This window comes from Xanthomonas sp. SI (assembly GCF_014236855.1).
GTDB lineage: Bacteria > Pseudomonadota > Gammaproteobacteria > Xanthomonadales > Xanthomonadaceae > Xanthomonas_A.
This window is the reverse complement of the sequence record NZ_CP051261.1, coordinates 844,742-865,213: the sequence shown is the minus strand read 5'-3', so window position 1 is coordinate 865,213 and position 20,472 is coordinate 844,742. Positions and strand designations below refer to the sequence as shown.

At 69.5% G+C, this 20,472-nt stretch carries 19 protein-coding genes; 8 read left to right on the top strand and 11 right to left on the bottom strand.

Annotated features, from left to right (window positions below; genetic code table 11):
- Window positions 1–5 precede the first annotated feature (5 nt).
- Window positions 6–1,136, bottom strand: coding sequence for an amidohydrolase family protein (locus HEP75_RS03795; protein WP_185825510.1), 1,131 nt, complete (start codon window positions 1,134–1,136; stop codon window positions 6–8).
- 109 nt (window positions 1,137–1,245) lie between these two features.
- Here HEP75_RS03795 and HEP75_RS03790 point away from each other — a divergent pair, with 109 nt between their 5' ends.
- From HEP75_RS03790 to HEP75_RS03765, 6 genes are read left to right on the top strand one after another with little or no spacing between them, the layout of a single operon-like run.
- Window positions 1,246–3,357 (top strand): alpha-galactosidase, encoded by a 2,112-nt coding sequence (locus HEP75_RS03790; protein WP_185825509.1) that lies wholly within the window; start codon window positions 1,246–1,248, stop codon window positions 3,355–3,357.
- Window positions 3,354–4,274 (top strand): DMT family transporter, encoded by a 921-nt coding sequence (locus HEP75_RS03785; protein ID WP_185825508.1) that lies wholly within the window; start codon window positions 3,354–3,356, stop codon window positions 4,272–4,274. Before HEP75_RS03790 ends, HEP75_RS03785 begins: the two co-directional genes overlap by 4 nt.
- A gap of 11 nt (window positions 4,275–4,285) precedes the next feature.
- Complete coding sequence (locus HEP75_RS03780) at window positions 4,286–5,575, top strand: D-tagatose-bisphosphate aldolase, class II, non-catalytic subunit (RefSeq protein ID WP_185825507.1); 1,290 nt, start codon at window positions 4,286–4,288, stop codon at window positions 5,573–5,575.
- The gene (locus HEP75_RS03775; RefSeq protein WP_185825506.1) at window positions 5,562–6,722 is read left to right on the top strand and encodes an SIS domain-containing protein; all 1,161 of its coding nucleotides are present in this window, start codon (window positions 5,562–5,564) and stop codon (window positions 6,720–6,722) included. The genes HEP75_RS03780 and HEP75_RS03775 overlap by 14 nt, the downstream gene beginning before the upstream one ends.
- On the top strand, window positions 6,719–7,666 hold the full coding sequence (locus HEP75_RS03770) for a BadF/BadG/BcrA/BcrD ATPase family protein (protein ID WP_185825505.1): 948 nt from the start codon (window positions 6,719–6,721) through the stop codon (window positions 7,664–7,666). Before HEP75_RS03775 ends, HEP75_RS03770 begins: the two co-directional genes overlap by 4 nt.
- A gap of 43 nt (window positions 7,667–7,709) precedes the next feature.
- Window positions 7,710–9,554 (top strand): NPCBM/NEW2 domain-containing protein, encoded by a 1,845-nt coding sequence (locus tag HEP75_RS03765; RefSeq protein ID WP_185825504.1) that lies wholly within the window; start codon window positions 7,710–7,712, stop codon window positions 9,552–9,554.
- An 81-nt stretch (window positions 9,555–9,635) separates the two neighbouring features.
- On the opposite strand, the gene HEP75_RS03760 is transcribed toward HEP75_RS03765, so the two are convergent.
- Together HEP75_RS03760 and HEP75_RS03755 are read right to left on the bottom strand one after the other, a co-directional pair.
- The gene (locus HEP75_RS03760; protein ID WP_185825503.1) at window positions 9,636–10,193 is read right to left on the bottom strand and encodes a DUF3228 family protein; all 558 of its coding nucleotides are present in this window, start codon (window positions 10,191–10,193) and stop codon (window positions 9,636–9,638) included.
- 318 nt (window positions 10,194–10,511) lie between these two features.
- Window positions 10,512–11,432: a M14 family metallocarboxypeptidase gene (locus HEP75_RS03755; RefSeq protein ID WP_185825502.1), complete on the bottom strand. Its 921-nt coding sequence runs from the start codon at window positions 11,430–11,432 to the stop codon at window positions 10,512–10,514.
- A 522-nt stretch (window positions 11,433–11,954) separates the two neighbouring features.
- Between HEP75_RS03755 and HEP75_RS03750 the strand changes: the two genes are divergently transcribed.
- Together HEP75_RS03750 and metF are read left to right on the top strand one after the other, a co-directional pair.
- A complete protein-coding gene (locus HEP75_RS03750; protein ID WP_185825501.1) occupies window positions 11,955–13,382 on the top strand; it encodes an alpha-amylase family protein in 1,428 nt (475 codons plus the stop codon).
- 343 nt (window positions 13,383–13,725) lie between these two features.
- On the top strand, window positions 13,726–14,550 hold the full coding sequence (gene metF / locus HEP75_RS03745) for a methylenetetrahydrofolate reductase [NAD(P)H] (protein WP_185825500.1): 825 nt from the start codon (window positions 13,726–13,728) through the stop codon (window positions 14,548–14,550).
- 170 nt (window positions 14,551–14,720) lie between these two features.
- Here metF and hslU read toward each other — a convergent pair whose 3' ends face one another.
- The 8 genes from hslU to HEP75_RS03705 all read right to left on the bottom strand — a co-directional run bounded on the left by hslU (window position 14,721) and on the right by HEP75_RS03705 (window position 20,334).
- Complete coding sequence (gene hslU / locus HEP75_RS03740) at window positions 14,721–16,088, bottom strand: ATP-dependent protease ATPase subunit HslU (RefSeq protein WP_185825499.1); 1,368 nt, start codon at window positions 16,086–16,088, stop codon at window positions 14,721–14,723.
- A 100-nt stretch (window positions 16,089–16,188) separates the two neighbouring features.
- A complete protein-coding gene (gene hslV / locus HEP75_RS03735; protein WP_185825498.1) occupies window positions 16,189–16,740 on the bottom strand; it encodes an ATP-dependent protease subunit HslV in 552 nt (183 codons plus the stop codon).
- A 48-nt stretch (window positions 16,741–16,788) separates the two neighbouring features.
- Window positions 16,789–17,013, bottom strand: a complete 225-nt coding sequence (locus HEP75_RS03730; protein ID WP_185825497.1) for a DUF3079 domain-containing protein — start codon at window positions 17,011–17,013, stop codon at window positions 16,789–16,791.
- A gap of 112 nt (window positions 17,014–17,125) precedes the next feature.
- Complete coding sequence (xerC, locus tag HEP75_RS03725; protein ID WP_255423990.1) at window positions 17,126–17,956, bottom strand: tyrosine recombinase XerC; 831 nt, start codon at window positions 17,954–17,956, stop codon at window positions 17,126–17,128.
- 128 nt (window positions 17,957–18,084) lie between these two features.
- Window positions 18,085–18,756: a DUF484 family protein gene (locus HEP75_RS03720; RefSeq protein ID WP_185825496.1), complete on the bottom strand. Its 672-nt coding sequence runs from the start codon at window positions 18,754–18,756 to the stop codon at window positions 18,085–18,087.
- Window positions 18,753–19,607: a diaminopimelate epimerase gene (dapF, locus tag HEP75_RS03715; protein WP_185825495.1), complete on the bottom strand. Its 855-nt coding sequence runs from the start codon at window positions 19,605–19,607 to the stop codon at window positions 18,753–18,755. Before dapF ends, HEP75_RS03720 begins: the two co-directional genes overlap by 4 nt.
- On the bottom strand, window positions 19,600–19,851 hold the full coding sequence (locus HEP75_RS03710; RefSeq protein WP_185825494.1) for a lipoprotein: 252 nt from the start codon (window positions 19,849–19,851) through the stop codon (window positions 19,600–19,602). The genes dapF and HEP75_RS03710 overlap by 8 nt, the downstream gene beginning before the upstream one ends.
- A 99-nt stretch (window positions 19,852–19,950) precedes the next feature.
- Complete coding sequence (locus HEP75_RS03705; RefSeq protein WP_185815220.1) at window positions 19,951–20,334, bottom strand: YbaN family protein; 384 nt, start codon at window positions 20,332–20,334, stop codon at window positions 19,951–19,953.
- Between the last annotated feature and the right edge of the window lie 138 nt (window positions 20,335–20,472).

The window sequence follows — 20,472 nt, the reverse complement described above, 5'->3', positions numbered from 1 at the left end:
GCGGCCTATTGCGCAGCGGCCTTGGCCGCGGCGAATTCGCGCAGCGCATTGCGGTAGTAGATCTTGTCGATCACCGCGCGCGGCAGCGCCAGGCCGCGCACGTCGGCCTCCAGCACGGCGACGCGCTGGGTTTCGTCGGTGGCCAGATAGCGCCAGTCCGATTGCCACACGCCATGCGCTTCGGCGCGGAACTGCGCCGGATCGGCGCCCGGCGCATAGGTCAGGTCGGTGCCGTACAGCAAGCGGTCCTGGTAGCGGACGAAGAAGTCGCGCACCTTGGCCCGGTCGCGGTTGGACTGGTACTGCACCTGGCTCATGCGCGCGGCCAGGTCGACCGTGGCGTTGGGGAAGCGGTCAAGGAAGTCCGCCAGCCGATCGACATCGTATTCGAGGCTGGCCATGTGCGCGCCGACCACCCGCAACTGCGGATGCGCGCCGACGAAGCGGTCGCGCGCGGCCATCAGCGCGGCATGCGAGGGCATCTCCGGGTGCAGGTACATGTGGTATTGCGGATGCTTGGCGAAATACTCGCGGTCGTTGTTGGTGGTCATCTGCTGCAGCGGCAGCCAGCAGTTGTAGGGCTCGCCCTGGTGCGCGATCAGCGGCACGCCCAGTGCGCGGATGTGCTCGGCGACCGGCGCCAGGCCGGGATCGTCGAGCATGATCAGCTTGCCCTGCGCGTCCTTCTCCACCATGCCGATGTTCTTCCACACCTTCACCGCGCGCGCGCCTTCGCGCACCGCCTGGTCGAGGCCGGCCTCGACGCGCTCGTGCCAGCCGGGCGTGGCATAGCCGCGCATCGAAAACGTCGCCGCCCAATGGAAGCGCGCCGGATCGGCCTTGGCCAGGATCAGCGCAGCGCGGTGCTGCCGCTCGATGCTGGGGAAATCCGGATAGTCGACGTTGATCGAGAGCAGTTCGAAGTTGTCGGCGCGCGCCTGTTCGAGGAAGGCGCGGTCGGCGCGGTTGGCGTGGACATGCGCGTCGTACTTGCGGACCTTGGCGAAATCGGCCATCGCATACGGCACGTCGGCTGCGCTGGCGCCTTTCGCGTCGGGTTGCGCATGCGCTGCCGGCACGCCGCCCAACAGCGCGATGGCCAGCGGGACGCCGAACAGGATCAGGACGGTCTTCATCACTCCACCTCGCGTCATCGAAACAAGTAGCAACATAACGAAACAAAACGCTTGCATCAATCGTCGGGGCGCGCGCAGAATGCGGGCAACGCCACCGGACCCGTTGCCCATGTCCCCGATTGGACGCCGCAGTGTCTTGAAGTACGTCGTCGGCAGCGTGGCCGGCGCTGCCGCATGGAGCGTGGCGCCCTGGGCGCGCTCGGCCGAAGCCGTCGATGCGACCGCCGCCGACGGCAAACCGGTAATCGCCGATGCAGTGCTGTCCCTCGCCTTCGATCGGCGCATGCACACGCGGCTGTCCTCGCGCGGCAAGGCGCTGACTGCCTACCAGCCCAGCGAAGCGCTGCTGCTGGCCGACGGCAGCGAACTCACCGATTTCGCGCTGACCGGCCAGCAAACGCATGCGCTGGACGATCCGCGCCATGGCCGCGGCCGGCAGACCGTGTTCACCGGGCGCGCGGCCAAGGCCAGCGTGGAGAAGCAGGTAGCGGTGAGCCTGTTCGACGCGCTGCCCGGCCTGGCGCTGCTGCAGGTGCGCTATCGCAACCTGGGCACCACCGCGTTGCAAGTGGCCGGCTGGCGCAACGGCGCGCACGAACTGCCGGCCGTGGCCGGCGGCTTCTGGAGTTTCTCCGGCGCCACCCACACCGACCGCCGCGATTGGGTGCAACCGCTCGGCGACGGCTTCGCGCAGCGCAACACGCTGGCGATGGATTCCTCCGACTACGGCGGCGGCACGCCTGTGGCCAATCTCTGGCGCCGCGACGTCGGCATCGCCGTGGGCCACGTCGAACTGGTGCCGCGGCCGCTGGACATGCCGGTGCGCCGCACCGCCGCGGGCGCCGCGATCGCGATCGAATCGGCGCAGGCGACGACGCTGGCGCCCGGCCAGGAACTGGTCACCGAGCGCACCCTGCTGGCGGTGCACAGCGGCGATTTCTTCGCCCCGCTGCAGCAATACCAGGCGTTCATGCGCGCCGAGGGCATCGAGGGCCCGCGCCCGCCGGATTCGGCGTTCGCGCCGATCTGGTGCGCCTGGGGCTACGAGCGCGATTTCAACGTGCAGCAGATCTTCGCCACGCTGCCCAAGGCACGCGAGCTCGGCTTCGAATGGGCGGTGCTGGACGACGGCTGGCAGACCAACGAAGGCGACTGGAAGATCGACCGGCGCAAGTTCCCGCGCGGCGATGCCGACATGCGCGCGTTCACCGCCGAAGTGCGCAAGCACGGCATGCGCCCGCGCCTGTGGCTGGCGCCGCTGGCCGCCGATCCCGGCAGCGACGTGCTGCACGAGCACGTGGACATGCTGCTGCTGGACAAGGAAGGCGCCTTCCAGACCGTGACCTGGTGGAACGCGCTGACCCAGTGCCCGGCTTACCAGCCGACCATCGACTTCTACGTGGCGCTGGTGAAGAAGGCCATCGGCGACTGGGGCTTCGAAGGCATCAAGCTCGACGGCCAGCATCTCAACGCCGTCGCGCCCTGCTACAACCCCGCGCACCACCACGCCAGCCCGAACGATTCGGTCGAAGGCCTGGCCAAGTTCTGGGAGGCGATCTATCGCGCCGCGCACCAGGCCAATCCGCAGGCGGTGGTGGAACTGTGCCCGTGCGGCACCGCGTTCGCGTTCCACAACCTGCCGGCCACCGACCAGTACCCGTCCTCGGACCCGCTGTCGTCGTGGCAGGTGCGCAGCAAGGGCAAGTCGATCAAGGCGCTGATCGGCGCGCGCAGCAGCTACGCCGGCGATCATGTGGAACTGTCGGACAACCGCGACGATTTCGCCTCCAGCGTCGGCATCGGCGCGGTGATCTCCAGCAAGTTCACCTGGCCCAAGGACACCGACCATCCGTCGGTGCCGCTGCCGCCGGGCGGTTTCGTGCTGACGCCCGAGCGCGAAGCGCTGTGGCGCAAGTGGGTGGAGCTGTACAAGACCCACATGCTGCCCAAGGGCGAGTATCTGGGCACGCTGTACGACATCGGCTTCGACAAGCCCGAAGCGCATGCGATCCGCAAGGACGGCGCGCAGTACTACACGTTCTATGCGCCGCAGTGGGACGGCAAGGTCGAGTTGCGCGGCCTGGCGCCCGGCCGCTGGCAGGTGCGCGACCTGTTCAACGAACGCGAGCTCGGCGTGGTCGATGCCGCGCATGCGTTCCTGCCCGCGCGCTTCCAGCGCTTCCTGTTCCTGCAGGCCACGCCGGCCAGGGACCCGGCATGAGCGCGGCACCGACGCACGCCGCGCGGCGCCGGCCCTGGCTGGTCTTCGCCCTGACCACGGTGGTGCTGTGGGGATTGTGGGGTGCGCTGTCGCCGCTGTCGGCGGCGCACGGCTTCCCCGACACGCTGGTGTACTGCGTGTGGGCGCTGACCATGCTGCCGCCGGCGCTGTACCTGCTGTGGCGCAACGGCTGGCAGTTGGAGCGCTCGCCCAGGGCGATCGGCTACGGCCTGACCATCGGCCTGCTCGGCGCCGGCGGGCAGATGCTGCTGTTCCACACGCTGACCATCGGCCCGGCGTACTTCGTGTTCCCGATCATCTCGCTGTCGCCGGTGGCGACCATCGCGCTGTCGTTCCTGCTGCTGCGCGAGCGCACCGGCTGGCAGGGCACGCTGGGCATCGTGCTGGCGCTGCTCGCCCTGCCCCTGCTGGACCTGTCGTTCGGCCGCGGCAGCGGCGGCGGGCTGGGCTGGTTCCTGCAGTCGCTGCTGATCATGCTGGCGTGGGGCGTGCAGGCGTTCTTCATGAAGCTGGCCAACGACAGCGTGCGCGCGGAAAGCATCTTCGCCTACATGACGCTCGGCGCCTTGCTGCTGGCGCCGGTGGCGCTGGCGATGACCGACTGGCGGCAGCCGATCAACACCGGACTGGACGGGCCGTGGATGACCGCGGCCATCCAACTGCTCAACGCCGTGGGCGCGGTAACCCTGGTCTACGCCTTCCGCTACGGCAAGGCCATGGTCGTGGCGCCGCTGAGCAATGCCGGCGCGCCGCTGGTCACCGCAGTGCTGGCGCTGCTGTTCGCCGGCATCGTGCCTGGGCCGCTGAAGGCGATCGGCCTGGTGCTGGCGCTGCTCGCCTCGCTGCTGCTGGTGCTCGAACCCGAGCGCGCGCCGCCACCGCCCTCTTCCCCCTGACTGGATTTTCCATGCACGCTCTGCTCGATCTGATCGCGCGGCATCGGCAAGGCCACGCCATCGGCGTGACCTCGATCTGCTCGGCCCATCCCCTCGTCGTCGAAGCCGGACTGCGCCATGCGCAGCGCAGCGGCCAGGCGCTGGTGCTGTTCGAGGCGACCTGCAACCAGGTCAACCAGGACGGCGGCTACACCGGCATGCGCCCGGCCGACTTCGTCGCGTTCGTGCACGCCATCGCCGACCGGGTCGGCTTCGAGCGCGGGCGCATCGCGCTGGGCGGCGACCATCTCGGTCCCAACCCGTGGACGGCGCTGGACGCCGCCGCGGCGATGGACAAGGCCGAGGTCATGGTGTCCGCATACGTCGCCGCCGGCTTCCGCAAGATCCACCTGGATTGCTCGATGGCCTGCAGCGGCGATCCCGAGCCGCTGCCCGAAGCGGAGATCGTGCGCCGCGCGGTGCGCCTGTGCCGCGCCGCCGAGGACGCGTGGGCGCTGGCGGGCGGCGAAGCGCCGGTGTACGTGATCGGCACCGAAGTACCGGTGCCCGGCGGCGCCACCGAAGCGATCGACGGCCTGGCGCTGACCACGCCGGACGCGGCGCTGGCCACTATCGAAGCGCACCGCAGCGCGTTCGCACAGGCCGGGCTGGGGGATGCCTGGACCCGGGTCATCGCCTCGGTGGTGCAACCGGGCGTGGAATTCGACCATCACGTCGTCATCGACTACGACAGCGGCAAGGCGCGCGACCTGAGCCAGGCGGTGACCGCCGTGCCGGACATGGTGTTCGAAGCGCATTCCACCGACTACCAGACGCGCGCGGCGCTGGACGCGCTGGTGCGCGACCACTTCGCGATCCTCAAGGTCGGCCCCGGGCTGACCTTTGCCCTGCGCGAAGCGCTGTGGGCGCTGGACGCGATCGAACGCGAATGGATCGACGCCACGCAGCGCGCCAACCTGCGCGAGGTGACCGTGCGCCGCATGCAGGCCGCACCCGGCCACTGGCAGCGCTATTACCACGGGCAGGGCCGCGGCCTGGCCATCGACCTGCAGTACAGCCTCAGCGACCGCATCCGCTACTACTGGCCGGATGCGCAGATCGAGCAGGCGCGCGTGCGCCTGTTCGACAACCTGCGCGCCGATCCGCCGCCACTGCCGCTCCTCGGCCAGTATCTCCCCCACGCATTGCACGCCATCCGTACCGGGACCGCGACGCGCGATCCGCAGTCCCTGGTCATGGCCCACGTCAGTGCCGTTCTCGACGACTATCACCATGCATGCCATGCCCATGACCCCTCCTGATGCCCTCGGCATTGCCGAATCCGAACTGGATGCCAGCGGCGCGCTGTGGACCGCGCGCGAGATCGCGCAGCAGCCGCGCATGCTCGAACGCACCCATGCGCTGGTCGCCGAGCTGCACGCGCAGCTGCAGGCCTTCGCCGCACCGATCGCCGACGACCCGCGCGCGCGAGTGATCCTCACCGGCGCGGGCACCTCCGCCTACATCGGCCAGTGCCTGGCGCCGCTGCTGGACCGCGTGCTGGCCGCGCGCGTGGACGCGGTGCCCACCACCGACATCGTCTGCGCGCCGCAGCTGTACCTGGACCCGGCGCAGCCGCTGCTGCTGATCTCCTTCGGCCGCTCCGGCAACAGTCCCGAGAGCCTGGCCGCGGTGGACCTGGCCGAAGCGCTGGTCGCCGACGTGCGCCACCTGGTGGTGACCTGCAACCGCGACGGCGCGCTGGCGCGCGCGCCGGTGGCCAAGGCCATGACCCTGTTGCTGCCGCAGGAAACCCATGACGTCAGCTTCGCGATGACCTCCAGCTTCAGCTGCATGATGTACGCCACCCTGGCGGCGCTGCTGCCGGCCGGCGCGCTCGATGCCCGCATCGGCCCGATCGGTCGCGCCGTCGACGCGGTGCTGCTGCACGCGCGGCCGTTGCTGGAAACGCTCGCGCGCGGCGGCTTCGAGCGCGTGGTGTACCTGGGCAGCGGCCTGCTGCAGGGCCTGGCGCGCGAGGCCACGCTCAAGCTCGGCGAGCTCAGCAACGGCGCCGTGGCCACCTGCTACGACTCGCCGCTGGGGTTTCGCCACGGGCCGAAGACCTTCGTCAACGCGCGCACGCTGGTGCTGGTGTTCGTGTCCAACGACCCCTACACGCGTCGCTACGATCACGACCTGCTCGACGAACTGCGCCGCGACGGCTGCGCCGCCCGCATCGTCGAGATCACCGCGCAGCCGCGCCCGGGCCTGGAGGCGGACACGCTCGCGGTTCCCGGCATGCACGCGGCCGCGGACGCTGACCTGCTGTGGCCGTACATCGCCGCCGCGCAGCTGTTCGCGTTCCTGACCGCGCGCGCGATGGGCGTGACCCCGGACAATCCGAATCCGTCCGGGTTGGTCAATCGCGTCGTGCAGGGCGTGCGTCTGTACGCGTTGGACGCATGAGCGCAGCGCTCTACCTCGGCGTCGACGGCGGCGGCAGCAAGACCCGCTTCGCCGCGATCGACGCCAGCGGCGCGCTGCTGGCCGAGGCGCAGCTGGGCGCCACCTATCACCCGCAGGTGGGCCTGGACGGCGTGCGCGCCACCTTGGCGGACGGCATCGGCCAAGTCCTCGGCCAGTTGCAGCGCGCCCCGGCCGATATCGCGCAGGCCTTCTTCGGGCTGCCCGCCTATGGCGAGGACAGCCGCGCTACCGCCGCGCTGCAAAGCATTCCCGCGCAGGTGCTGGGCCACGACCGCTACGCCTGCGACAACGACATGGTGTGCGGCTGGGCCGGTTCGCTGGCCTGCGCCGACGGCATCAACATCATCGCCGGCACCGGCTCGATGGGATACGGCCGGCGCGGCGCCGCCGCCGCACGCTGCGGCGGCTGGGGCGAGGCGTTCTCCGACGAAGGCTCGGCCTACTGGATCGCGATGCAGGGCCTGAACGCGTTCTCGCGCATGAGCGACGGGCGCCTGCCGCGCGGTCCGCTGCATGCGCTGCTGCGCGAGCATTTCCAGCTGGGCGCGCACGACCTGGACATCTGCGCGCACGTCTACGGCGAAGGCGTCGGCAGTCGCGGCGACCTGGCCAGGCTGTCGCCGCTGGTCGCGCGCGCCGCGCAGGCGGGCGACGCGGTGGCCACGGCGATCTTCGAGCGTGCAGGCCAGGAACTGGCGGCGATCGCGGTGGCGCTGCGCGGCGCGCTCGGATTCGCAGCCGGCGAGCCGGTGCCGGTGTCGTATTCCGGTGGCGCGTTCAGCGCCGGCGAGCTGTTGATGCGCCCGCTGCGGCTGGCGCTGGACGCGGCCGCTCGCGATTTCCAACTGCGCGCGCCCTTGCACGCCCCGCACTACGGGGCCGCGCTCTACGCGCGGCAACTGGCCGCCATTCCACCCCGCTGAAGCATCGCCGCGGACGCCGACCACGCCCGCCAAGGACACGCCGATGAAACGCCCGCTGCTGGCCGCCCTGCTCTGCACGATCGCCGTCGCCGCGAGCGCGGCGCAGCGCCACGACGCCCTGCAACCCAGCGGCCGTTTCAGCGTGTACGGGCACGGCGCGGCCGCTACTCCGCCGATGGGCTGGAATCCGTGGAACGCCTTCCGCACCGACGTCGACCAGGCGCGGATCTTGTCGGTGGTCGATGCCATCCAGCGCCGCGGCCTGCAGCAGGCTGGCTACCGCTATATCAACATCGACGACGGCTGGTGGTTGCAGCGCCGCGCCAGCGGCGAGATCGCCATCCGCACCTCCATGTTTCCCATCGCCAGCACCGGCGACGGCGGCACCAGCTTCCGTGCCTGGACCGATGGATTGCATGCCCGCGGCTTCAAGGCCGGCCTGTACACCGACGCCGGACGCAACGCCTGCTCGCAGGCGTTCGACCGCACCAGCCCCAACCTGCCGGTGGGCAGCGTGGCCGAGCGCGAGATCGGCTTGCAGGGCTTCGAAGCCTCGGACCTGAAGACCATGTTCCAGAACTGGGGCTTCGACTACCTGAAGGTGGACGCCTGCGGCCTGGCCGACTTCGCCGCCGACAGCGTGCCGGTGCGCGAATCCGGCCAGCGCGCGTTGCGCCCGCTGATCGTGCGCGGCGACGCCGTGCGCAGCGACCGCGATGCGGTGGAAACGCACTACGCGCGCATCGGCCGGCTGCTGGCCGCGTTGAATCCCGACAACGACTACGTGCTGTCGATCTGCCCCTGGGGCGAGGCCGGCGTGCGCGACTGGGGCGGCAGCTACGGCCACCTGTGGCGCACCAGCCCGGACATCGAGCCGACCTGGGACAGCATGCTGCACAACTTCGATTCGGCCTCGCGGCGCGAACTGTACGCCGGCCCGGGCCGCTGGAACGATCCGGACATGCTGGCGGTCGGCCTGGGCGCGTTCGACGCCGCGCACCTGACCGAAGCGCGCACCCATTTCTCGCTGTGGGCGATGCTGTCCGCACCGCTGCTGCTGGGGTTCGACCTGACCCGCGCACCGGATCCGCTGATCGAACTGCTGCGCAACCCCGAGGTGATCGCGATCAACCAGGATGCGGCCGGCAACCAGGCCACGCTGGTAGTCGACGCTGCGCCGGTGCAGGTGCTGGTCAAGCCGCTGTCGGCGCGCGGCGAACGCGCCGTGCTGCTGTTCAATCGCGGCGACACCGCGGCCGTGGCGCAGGTCGATGCGCGACAGATGAAGCTGGCCGCCGGCACGCCATTGGCGGTCCGCGATCTATGGCGCCGCCGCGACCTGCCGTCGCGCCAGGGCCCGCTGCGCTATGCCCTGGCGCCGCATGCCGCGATGCTGCTCAAGGTCAAGGGCGCGCCGGTGGAAGCGGACGCGACGCTGCTGAGCGAAATGACCGGGCGCATCCATGTCGCCGCCGACGGCCTGCCGACCTACGCCACCGCGCTGGACGCCGCCTCCGGCACGCCGCGCGCCGATGTCACGCCGTACGGCCAGCCGCTGAGGATCGCCGGCAACGCATACGCATACGGCATCGGCGCCCATGCCGATTCGCGGCTGGAGATCCTCACGCGCGGCGAGTTCTCCAAGTTCAGCACGTCGCTCGGGCTGCAGGAGAGCGACGCGCGCGGCACCGGCATCACCGTGTTCCGCGTCTACGGCGACGCCAGGCTCCTGTACGAAAGCGCGCCGATGCGCAGCGGCGATGCGGCAGTCGCCGTCGAACTGCCGATCGGCAAGGTCGGCGTGCTCGAGTTGGTCGCCACTACCGACGCAGTGCCGGCCGGCGCGTTGCCGCCGCTGGTGGTCTGGGCGAATCCCTTGCTGCACTGAATCCGCAGCCGGCGAACTCGCCTCTGTCGACGGCGGGTCGCTGACAATCGTGCACCGCCCGCTACTGCAATGCGGGCGCGGCTACGGCCGCCAGTTCGCGTTGCGCTCCCAGAACGCCACGCTGCGCCGGTACGCCTCGCGGTCCAGCGCCACGCCCGAGCCGCCCTCCCCCACTCCCAGCGCATTGCGCAGCATGGTGATCGGCGCCATCGGGATCTCCTGCGGCTCGGCGGTATAGAGGCAACCGACCACGCCCCACTCGGCCTCGATCGGTGCGCCCTCGCGCGCCAATTGCTCGCGGCTGTAGAGGATCGGCAGCAGGTACGCGGCGACCGCCGGCTCGACGCCTTCGAACCAGCGCACCAGCACCGGCAGTTCCTCCCTGCTGCGCGCTTCGTAGCCGGAACGCAGCAGGTGGCGATTGGCCTCGGTGATCGGCACCGTCAGGCAGCGGGTGGACGTCCAGTTGGGATGCACGTGCAACTTGCAGAACGGCGCGTAGCCGTCCAGCACCCGCAGTGGCGTGGCGTCGTTGAGCTGGCGCTCGAACTGTTCCGGCGTGCAGTCCTGGATCGCGTTGCGGCGCGCGTCGCGCGGGAACAGGCGGGTGCGGGCGAAGGGGGTGAGGACGATGGACATGGCGGCTGCGGGTTCAAGGAGCGAGCTAGCGTAGCGTGCTCGGTAGGCGATGGACACCGTGGGCAACTGCATGGCCATGCGGCGGTCGGTATGGCATCGATTCCGATCGCCACCGCCTTTTGCCCGTGCTTCTGCAGGAGGAGTTTCAACTGCGACGCTTTATCGGCAAGACGTCGGGGTCGAAACCCCTGCTACGAAGAACAGAAGACCGTCATGGCGCGGTGTCGGACTTGGCATCGACGCGGGTCAGTACTGCACTGCGCGGCGCGCATCCCGCACGAACAAACACCGCGCATTCCATCACGCAGGCGGCACCGGCTACGGATGCGCCAACGCGTAGTCGATCGCCGCACGAACCGCCGCCACCTGTGCGGCATTGCACTGCTCGGGCGTGGCGCTGGGACTGTCGGGGTAGACCTCGGTGGTCGTGGTGTAGCGCGCGTCGCTGATGCCCGCGCACAACCCCAGCTTCTTCATCGGATAGCGGATGACGCCATGCGCCACCACCGGCGAGCCGATGATCTTGCCCTCGGCATCGGCCGGCGCGATATGCGTCACCTGCTCCACTGCCGCGATCACCGCCTGCTGGAACGCCGGCTGCGGGTTCTCGCTGTCGTCGACCAGGTAGAAACCGTCCGGAATGCCATCGGGCTCGTAGGCGACACCGTCGCGCGCGGCCAGCGCCGGCCGGAATTCGGACTCGTCGCTGTCGGTGGTCTCGTGCAGGTCGATGTGCATCGCAATCCGCCCACGCAGCGGCGCGACCAGCCGCAGCAGCGCCGCCGATTCCTGCGCCGGGCTGCCGTCGCGGAACGACCGGTTCGGATCGATCGCGTCCGCGTTCCAGCGATGGATCCGTTCGTAGGCCCATGCACTCACGCACGGCGCCACCAGCAGGTTGGCACGCCCGGCGTACTCGTCCGCGTGGCCTTCGGCGAACTGCAGCGCGCCATGCACGCCGCTGGTTTCGTAGCCATGCACGCCACCAGTCACCAGCATGCACGGCAGCGTGTCGTCCCATCCGCGGCTACGCAGCGCCAGCAGCGGATAACGGTCTTCGGCATACGCCAGCACGCCGTATTCGACGACATCCCAACGCTCACTCAGGCGCTCGATCGCCGCCACGACGTCCGCCTGGTAGCTGCGCTGCCGGCGCTGCCGCGAGAGCCAGGCCGCTTTTTCCGCCGGCCCCCATGGCGTGCCGGGCGTACCGATGGGATAGAAGGCATCGAGTGTCATGGTGCAGTCCACGTGTAAAGGTGATGCGAGTGACTTTAGCATCGGAAAAACCTGGTTGCCTTGCGCAGCGCAGCGTGGATCGGCGCGGGAGACAACGCACGTCTGCGTTGACGTGCGTGGCCGCCGGCGCCGCATCGATCGCAACATGCCGCGCGACCGCCAAGGACCACGCGTGCGACCGAATGCATGCAGCCAATTGCATCTCCAAGCTTGCCGCGATGTGCAGCGCGCCGCATCGGGAACAGCGCACTGCACTCGCCGGACAGCACGCAAACCTATCCGCCTGCCTACGCGGCCGCGCAGGGACGCAGCGCCATCACGCGCAGCCTGGACTACAGAACCGGATACCGATCCCGCTTTCGACCGGCACTGCAATGAATACGTATGTAGCGCACCCATGTTGCGCCGCGATGCGCGCTTAGCATCGCTCACCGCTGCCTTCCCTGCGCCACTGCCGCCGCGGGATGCAGCCCACACGCGCAGACGCTTCGCCTGCGCACTTCCACCAAGGAGACCCGTGTGATGCGCGACCTGCCCGCCGCTCCGATCGTCCCACCGCGCCCGCACCGCTGGCGCCTGTTCCTCGTCGGCCTGCTGCTGGCCCTGGTCACCGCCAGCGCTCAGGCCGATGTCATCCTGCACGCGTTCAACTGGCCCTACGCCACCGTGGAAGCGCGCGCGGCGCAGATCGCCGCCGCCGGCTATCGCAAGGTGATGGTGGCGCCGGCGTATCGCTCGCAGGGCAGCGCCTGGTGGGCGCGCTACCAGCCGCAGGACATGCGCGTGATCGACAATCCGCTCGGCGACACCGAGGACTTCGCCAGCATGGTGCAGGCGCTGGCCGATGTCGGCGTGGAAACCTATGCCGACGTGGTGCTCAACCACATGGCCAACGAAGCGGCGACGCGTTCTGACCTGAACTATCCGGGCAGCGCAGTGCTATCGCAGTACGCCGCCGATCCGTCGCGTTACGCAGCGCTGCGGCTGTTCGGCGACCTGTCGGTGAATGTCCTCAGTGGCGGCGATTTCAGCCCGGCGCAATGCATCACCGACTACAGCGACGCCTACCAGGTCCGCACCTATCGCATCTGCGGCGGCGGCAGCGATCCGGGCCTGCCCGACCTGGTCGGCAACGACTGGGTGGTGCAGCAGGAACGCAACTATCTGCAGGCATTGAAGGCGCTGGGCGTCACCGGCTTCCGCATCGACGCGGCCAAGCACATGACCTTCGACCACCTCAACCGCGTGCTGGATTCGGGCATCCGTTCCGGCGTGCACGTGTTCGGCGAGGTCATCACCGGCGGCGGCGCCGGCAATGCCGACTACGACCAGTTCCTGGCGCCCTACCTGCAGGCGACGCCGCATGCGGCCTACGACTTCCCGCTGTTCAACTCGATCCGCAACGCCTTCGCCTACGGCGGCAGCATGGACCTGCTGGTCGATCCGGGCGCCTACGGCCAGGCCTTGCCGGGCGAGCGCGCGGTGACCTTCGCGATTACCCACGACATCCCGAACAACGCCGGCTTCCGCTACGCGATCCTCGACCCGGTCGACGAGACCCTGGCCTACGCCTATCTGCTCGGCCGCAACGGCGGCGTGCCGATGGTGTATTCGGACAACAACGAGAGCGGCGACAACCGCTGGGTGGACGCCTATCAGCGCGACGACCTCAAGCGCATGATCGGTTTCCACAACGCCGCGCAGGGCAGCGACATGCAGGTGCTGTCGCACGACGCTTGCCACCTGCTGTTCCGCCGCGGCGACCTGGGCATCGTCGGCATCAACAAGTGCGGCACCGCGGTCAGCGCCACGGTGGCGATGAGCGGCAGCGTGCTGCGCTGGAACGTGGACTACAGCGACGCGCTCGGCTCGGGCAGCGTGGTGCGCATTTCCAGCAGCAGCTACACCTTCAGCCTGCCGCCGCGGCAGGCGCGGATGTGGAAGCGCTGATCCTGGCGCGCCTTGCGCATCCGTGCGGTGGCGACCGCTGCCGCACGGTTGTGCCGCAGCCGGTGCCATCCGCGCGATCCCGGTTGGCGTTTGCAGGCCGGCACTCACGAACAGCGGCGATTCGCGCGTACGCCATGCACGTCGGTCGCAGCCGACCGCGTTCCGCGCTGCCACGGCGCTCGTTGGCCGCGCGATGACGCAGATGCGCGGCATTTCGACCATCCTCCATGCAGCAAGGCCGGCTGGTGCGCCGGCCGGCCAGCGGACAGCCGGAATCGGGCTTGACCGCACATCCATCCGGATGAAGAGATATACTCCGCCAATCACCTGACGCGCCGCGCCCATGACCGCCATCAGTTTCGAGTTCTACCCGCCCAAGACCGACGAACAGCGTGCGCAGCTGGACCGCACCGCCGCGCGCCTGAAGACCTACGCACCGGAGTACGTGTCGTGCACCTTCGGCGCTGGCGGCTCGACGCTGAGCTACACCTCCGAGACGGTGCGCCACCTGAAGCAGCACCACGGCTTCGAGGCGGCGCCGCACCTGTCCTGCGTCGGCGGCAGCCGCGAAGAGATCCGCGAGCTACTCAAGCTGTACCGTGCGATCGGCTGCCGGCGCCTGGTCGCGCTGCGCGGCGATCTGCCATCGGGCATGGGCCATCCCGGCGACCTGCGCTACGCCGCGGACCTGATCGCCTTCATCCGCGCCGAGCATGGCGACGCCTTCCATCTGGAGGTCGGCGCGTATCCGGAGACGCATCCGCAGGCCAGCGACGCGCTGAGCGACCTGCGCCATTTCAAGACCAAGGTCGACGCCGGCGCCGATGGCGCGATCACCCAGTACTTCTACAACGCCGACGCGTATTTCCATTTCGTCGATGCGGTGCGCAAGCTCGGCGTGCAGATCCCGATCGTGCCGGGGATCATGCCGATCTCCAATTTCAGCCAGCTACGGCGTTTCTCCGAGCAATGCGGCGCGGAGATCCCGCGCTGGATCGGCAAGCGCATGCAGGCCCTGGGCGACGATGCCGACGCGATCCGCGAGTTCGGCGCCGACCTGGTCGCAGCACTGTGCGAACGCCTGCTCGCCGGCGGCGCGCCGTCGCTGCACTTCTACACGCTCAATCTGGCCAAGCCCACCGTCGGCGTGCTGTCGCGCCTGGCGTGATCGGCGCCGGCGTGCGTGCCCGCGGCTTCGGCGGTAATCGGCGAAGCCACAGGCATCGCGATAGTGGATAGCGTCGGGACTGAAGTCGCTCCCACAACTTTACCGACCGCAAGCAAATATTTGCGCGCACTGCGGCGCAGGCTCGCCTGCGCCCAGTCGGCACGCGGGAGTTACAAGATGTAACGACTCAAATCCGGATCCTGCACCAGTTCGCCCAGGTGCGTGTTGACGTAGGCGGCGTCGACGACGACGCTCTGCCCGTCGCGATCCGGCGCCTCGAAACTCAACGTATCGAGCAGGCGCTCGAGCACCGTGTGCAGGCGTCGCGCGCCGATGTTTTCCTGGCGCTCGTTGACCAGGAACGCGATCTCGGCGAGGCGGTCGATCGCATCCTCGGTGAAGCTCAGGGTCACGCCTTCGGTCAGCAGCAGCGCTTCGTACTGTTTGCTCAGCGCCGCCTTCGGCTCGGTGAGGATGCGGATGAAATCGTCTTTGGACAGCGCCGATAGTTCTACACGGATCGGGAAGCGGCCCTGCAGCTCCGGGATCAGGTCGCTGGGTTTGGCCAGGTGGAACGCGCCGGAGGCGATGAACAGAATATGGTCGGTCTTGACCGTGCCGTATTTGGTGCTGACGTTGGAGCCTTCGACCAGCGGCAGCAGGTCGCGCTGCACGCCTTCGCGCGACACGTCGCCGCCGGACGATCCCGCCTCGCCGCGCTTGGCGACCTTGTCGATCTCGTCGATGAACACGATGCCGTGCTGCTCGCAGGCCTCGATCGCCGCGGCGCGCACGTCTTCCTCGTTGACCAGCTTGCCGGCCTCTTCCTCGATCAGCAGCGGCCGCGCCGCCTTGATCGTCAGCTTGCGCGACTGCGACTTGCTGCCGCCCAGGTTGGAGAACATCTGCCGCAGCTGCTGGCCCATTTCCTCCATGCCCGGCGGGGTCATGATGTCCATGCTGACGTTGACCGCCACGTCCAGCTCGATCTCGCGCTCGTCCAGCTCGCCGGCGCGCAGCATGCGCCGGAACTTGCTGCGGGTGTCGTTGTCCTGCGCCGAGGGTTCGTTGCGCGCAGCTTCCGGATCGAAGCCGATGCCGGCGCTGCGCCGCGGCAGCAGCGCGTCGAGGATGCGGTCTTCGGCGCGTTCCTCGGCCTGGGTGCGCACGCGCACCTTGGCCTGCTCGCGATACAGCTTGACCGCGGTGTCGGCCAGGTCGCGCACGATCTGCTCCACATCCTTGCCGACGTAGCCGACCTCGGTGAAGCGCGTGGCCTCGACCTTGACGAACGGCGCGTTGGCCAGCGTCGCCAGGCGCCGTGCGATCTCGGTCTTGCCGACACCGGTGGGGCCGATCATCAGGATGTTCTTGGGCATCACTTCGTTGCGCAGCGCATCGGGCAGCTGCATGCGCCGCCAGCGGTTGCGCAGCGCGATCGCCACCGCGCGCTTGGCGCCGTGCTGGCCGACGATGTGGCGGTCCAGCTCCTGCACGATTTCGCGCGGGGTCATGGTTGAGGTGTCGGGATTGGGCATTGGGGATTCGGGATTGGTAGAAGCGGAATGGGAACGATCGATGCGTGTCCGGGCACAGGGAAAGGAGCGCTTTTGCGAATCCCCAATCCCGAATGCCGAATCACAGCTCTTCGACCACCACGTTGCGATTGGTATAGATGCAGATGTCGCCGGCGATGTGCAGCGCTTCGACCGCGATGGTCTTGGCGTCCAGTTCGGTGTGGCCGAGCAGCGCGCGCGCCGCCGACAGCGCGTAGGAACCGCCGGAGCCGATGGCGATGATGCCGTCCTCCGGTTCGATCACGTCGCCGGTGCCGCTGATGATCAGCGAGGTTTCCTTGTCGGCCACCGCCAGCAATGCCTCGAGCTTGCCCAGGCGGCGTTCGGTGCGCCAGTCCTTGGCCAGTTCCACCGCCGCGCGGGTCAGCTGGCCGTGCTTCTCGAGCTTGGCCTCGAACAGTTCGAACAGGGTGAACGCATCGGCAGCGGCGCCGGCGAAACCGGCCAGCACCTGGCCGTCGCGGCCGAGCCGGCGCACCTTGCGCGCATTGCCCTTCATCACGGTATGGCCCAGCGTCACCTGACCATCGCCGGCCACGGCGACATGGCCGTTGCGGCGCACCGACAGGATCGTGGTGGCGTGGAAAACATTGGGATTCTGACTGGGGTCCATGCGGCCTCCTGAGCGGTTCTTCAGGTGTGGGGGCATGCCGCCGCCCGTTCAAGCGTCGGCCGGTCGGCCGTTGTCCATTCTGGCGTGGCTCGGGCGCTGCGGCTCCGGTTCGATGCCCCACAGCAGGGACCAGTCCTCGCCCTGCATCTCGATCGGATGCATGACCCGTCCCGAGCCGTTGCCGCAGGCCAGATCGTCCGCCGCGCAGTAGCGGTCGCAGCCCCAGCAGATCCGCTCGGGATGCGCGGGTTTCAACGGAAAGGGTTTCGCCATCGGCCTGCCTCGCTGCACGTTCGGCGGACAGTGTCCGCGCCCGCAGCGACGCGCGCCTTGATCCAGAACAAGCGCGCGCGAACCTACCGCCGCACCGTCTGCGTTCGGCCGGTCAGGACTTGCGCTTGGCGCGCGGATGCGCGGCGTCGTAGACCTTGGCCAGATGCTGGAAATCCAGGTGGGTGTAGATCTGCGTGGTGGCGATGTCGGCGTGGCCGAGCAACTCCTGCACACCGCGCAGATCGCCGGAGGATTCGAGGATGTGGCTGGCGAAGCTGTGCCGCAGCATGTGCGGGTGCACGTGTTTGAACAGGCCCTGGCGCCCGGCCAGCTGCTTGATCCGGATCTGCACCGCGCGCGCGCCGATCGGCGCGCCGCCGCGGCCCGGGAACACCGGCGCCTCGGCCGCCGCCTTGGTCTCCGCCTGCCATTCCAGCAGCGCCTTGCGCGCATGCGAGCCGACCGGCACCAGCCGCTGCTTGTTGCCCTTGCCGAGCACGCGGACCAGGCCGCTGGCGAAATCCAGATCGCGCCAGCGCAGCGCGCACAGCTCGCTCAGGCGCAGCCCGGAGGAATAGAACAGTTCCAGCAGGGCGCGGTCGCGCAGGCCCAGCGGCACGTCGGTCGGCACTTCGACCAGGCGCACCGCCTCGTCCGCGTCCAGCACCTGCGGCAGCTTGCGCGGCGCCTTCGGCGCACGCAGCGCAGCCGCCGGGCTGGCGGCGATCTGGCCGTGCTTGAGCAACCACGCATAGAAACTGCGGCACGCCGACAGGCGCCGCTGCAGGCTCTTAGGCGACAGCCCGCGGCGGTGCTCGGCGGCGATGAAATGGCGCAGCTGCTCGGCGCCGAGCGCGGCGATGTCGGCGCCGGCATTGTCCGCCGTCCACGCCGCCAGCGCGGCGAGGTCGCGGCGGTAGGCGTCCAGCGTGTGCGCGGACATGCGCCGTTCGACTTGCAGGTGGGCGAGGAACCGGGATTGGGGATTCGGGATTGGGGATTCGGCATCGACCGCCGACGCCTCGGCGCGCTTTTTCCGAGTCCCGAGTCCCGAGTCCCGAGTCCCGACGCTCATGCGAAGCGCTGCAACGCCACCGTCAGCGACTCGCCCATCATGCGCAGGAACAAGGTGCCCATGCCGGGATAGAAGCGGTTCGGATCGCGGCTGCCGACCGCGAGCAGGCCCACGCCCGGCAGCGGCAGCAGCGCGGTGGACTGCACTTCCTCGATGCGCTCGGCGTACAGCAGCGCCTGCTTTTCCGGCTGCAGGCGGCCGCAGATCGGCTCGCCGTCCTTCAGACAGTCGCGGAACGGCGCCAGCCGCGGATCGTCCTGCGCCAGGATCTGCAGCCACGGCGCCTGTTCCAGCCCGGGCAGCGGCCGCAGCAGCACGATGCTGACCAGGTCGCCCTGGAAATCCTCCTGCAGCGAAGCGGCCATCGCGCGCACGCTGTCGGCAGCGCTGGTCTGGCGCATCAGCGCCAGGGTCAGTTGGTGGGTCCGCACCGCCAGGCGCTCGTTGACCTGGGCATTGCCGGCCAGCTCGGACAGGCGCCGCGACAGCTCGCGGTTCTTGTCGCGCAGCACTTCCAGCTGGTAGCTCGCCAGCGACGCGGTCGGGCCGTCGTCGCGCGGCACCACCAGGGTCAGCGCCAGGTCGGGGAACTGTTTCAGGAACGCCGGATGACGGCGCAGCCATGCGGCGATTTCGTGCGCGCCGATCTTGTCCTGGGTCTCGCTCATCGGATCCACTCCCCATCGAAAACGAATGCGGCCGGCCCGGACATCACCACCGGCGCGTCGTCGTGCGGCCAGCGGATGCGCAGCTCGCCGCCGGGCAGCACCACGCGCACGTCGCGGTCCACGCGGCCGCGCTGGATCAGCACCGCAGCGGCCGCGCAGGCGCCGCTGCCGCAGGCCAGGGTCTCGCCGACGCCGCGCTCGTACACGCGCAGGCGCACATGGCCGCGGTCGATCACCTGGGCGAAGCCGACATTGACCGAATCGGGAAACGACGCGTGCTGCTGCAGCAACGGCCCCAGCCGCTCAAGCGGCGCCGCATCGACCAGGCCCACTTCCAGCACCGCATGCGGATTGCCCATCGACACCGCGCCGAAGCGCACGCTACCGCCTTGCAGCGGCAGCACATATTCCTCGCGCATGCGCGGGAAGCCGATCAGCGGCACGTCCTCCGGGGCGAAGCGCGGCACGCCCATCGCCACCGCGAATTGGCCGTCGGCGCCGCGTTCGATGCGATGCGAGGCGGACGGACTGTCGATGACGAAGGGATCGCTGCCGGCGGCGCCGTCGCGCACCAGCCAGGCGGCGACGCAGCGCGCGCCGTTGCCGCACTGTCCGGCCAGGCTGCCGTCGGTATTCCAGATGCGGTAGCTGGCCACCGCGTCCGCGCTGCGCGGCGCCTCGATGGTCAGCAGCTGGTCGCAGCCGACGCCGAAATGGCGGTCGGCCAGGCGCACCGCCAGCGCGGCGTCCGGCGGCGGGGTGCCGTCGCGCAGGTCGAGCACCACGAAATCGTTGCCCGCGCCCTGCATCTTGGAAAAGCGCAGGCGCGCCGCGACGCTGGCCTCACTCATTCCCATCGGTGGGCGTGGTGCTGGTGGCGTCGATCGGCTTCTGCTGGCCATCGACCGGCTGCGCCTGGCCGGCCGGATCGGTGGTCGCGGGCGGCGTCGCGTCGGGCGCGGCGGCCGGTGCGGCTTCCACCGGAACCGGCTTCTGCGGCATCACCAGCGGGCCCTTGTTGCCGCACCCGGACAGCGCCAGCAGGGCGGCGCCGAACAGGGCGATACGGATCGGATGACGGAACGATGTGCTCATGCGCCGAGTATAGCCAGAAGGGCATGAACCGGCTGTGCCGCCTGCCACGCTGCGGCCAGCGCAGCGATGCCTGGGCCGATGCAGACGCGCGATCCCGCTTCACTCGCGCGGCGGCGGCTCCGGGCGCAGCCACAGCCACAGCGCCACGCAGCTCATGCAGCCGATCGCCACCACCTGCACCCACGGCTTGTGCACGAACAACAGCAGCACCAGCGCGCACACCGCCATGGTCAGCGTGGCCATCCACTTGCCGCGGCGGCTGACCGCGCCGTGCGCTTCCCAGTCGCGGATGCTGGCGCCGAAGCGCGGATCCTCCAGCAACCGCCGGCGCAGGCGCTCGGAGCCGCGCGAGGCGGCATAGGCCGAGATCAGCACGAACACGGTGGTCGGCAAGCCCGGCACGAAGATGCCGACGATGCCCGTGGCCAGGCTGACATAGGCCAGCAGCCACCAGGCCCAGCGGAAACGGGAAGGGGGTTCCATCGGCGCATGATAAAGCCGCGACCGGACGGCGACGCGGGATATGCATCCTCGGCGCCCGCCGCTTGTGCGGGCGAGTTCATTCGTGAGCAGCGGAGCGACGTGCTTGCCGGGCTTCATGCAGTCGGGACTGAAGCCGCT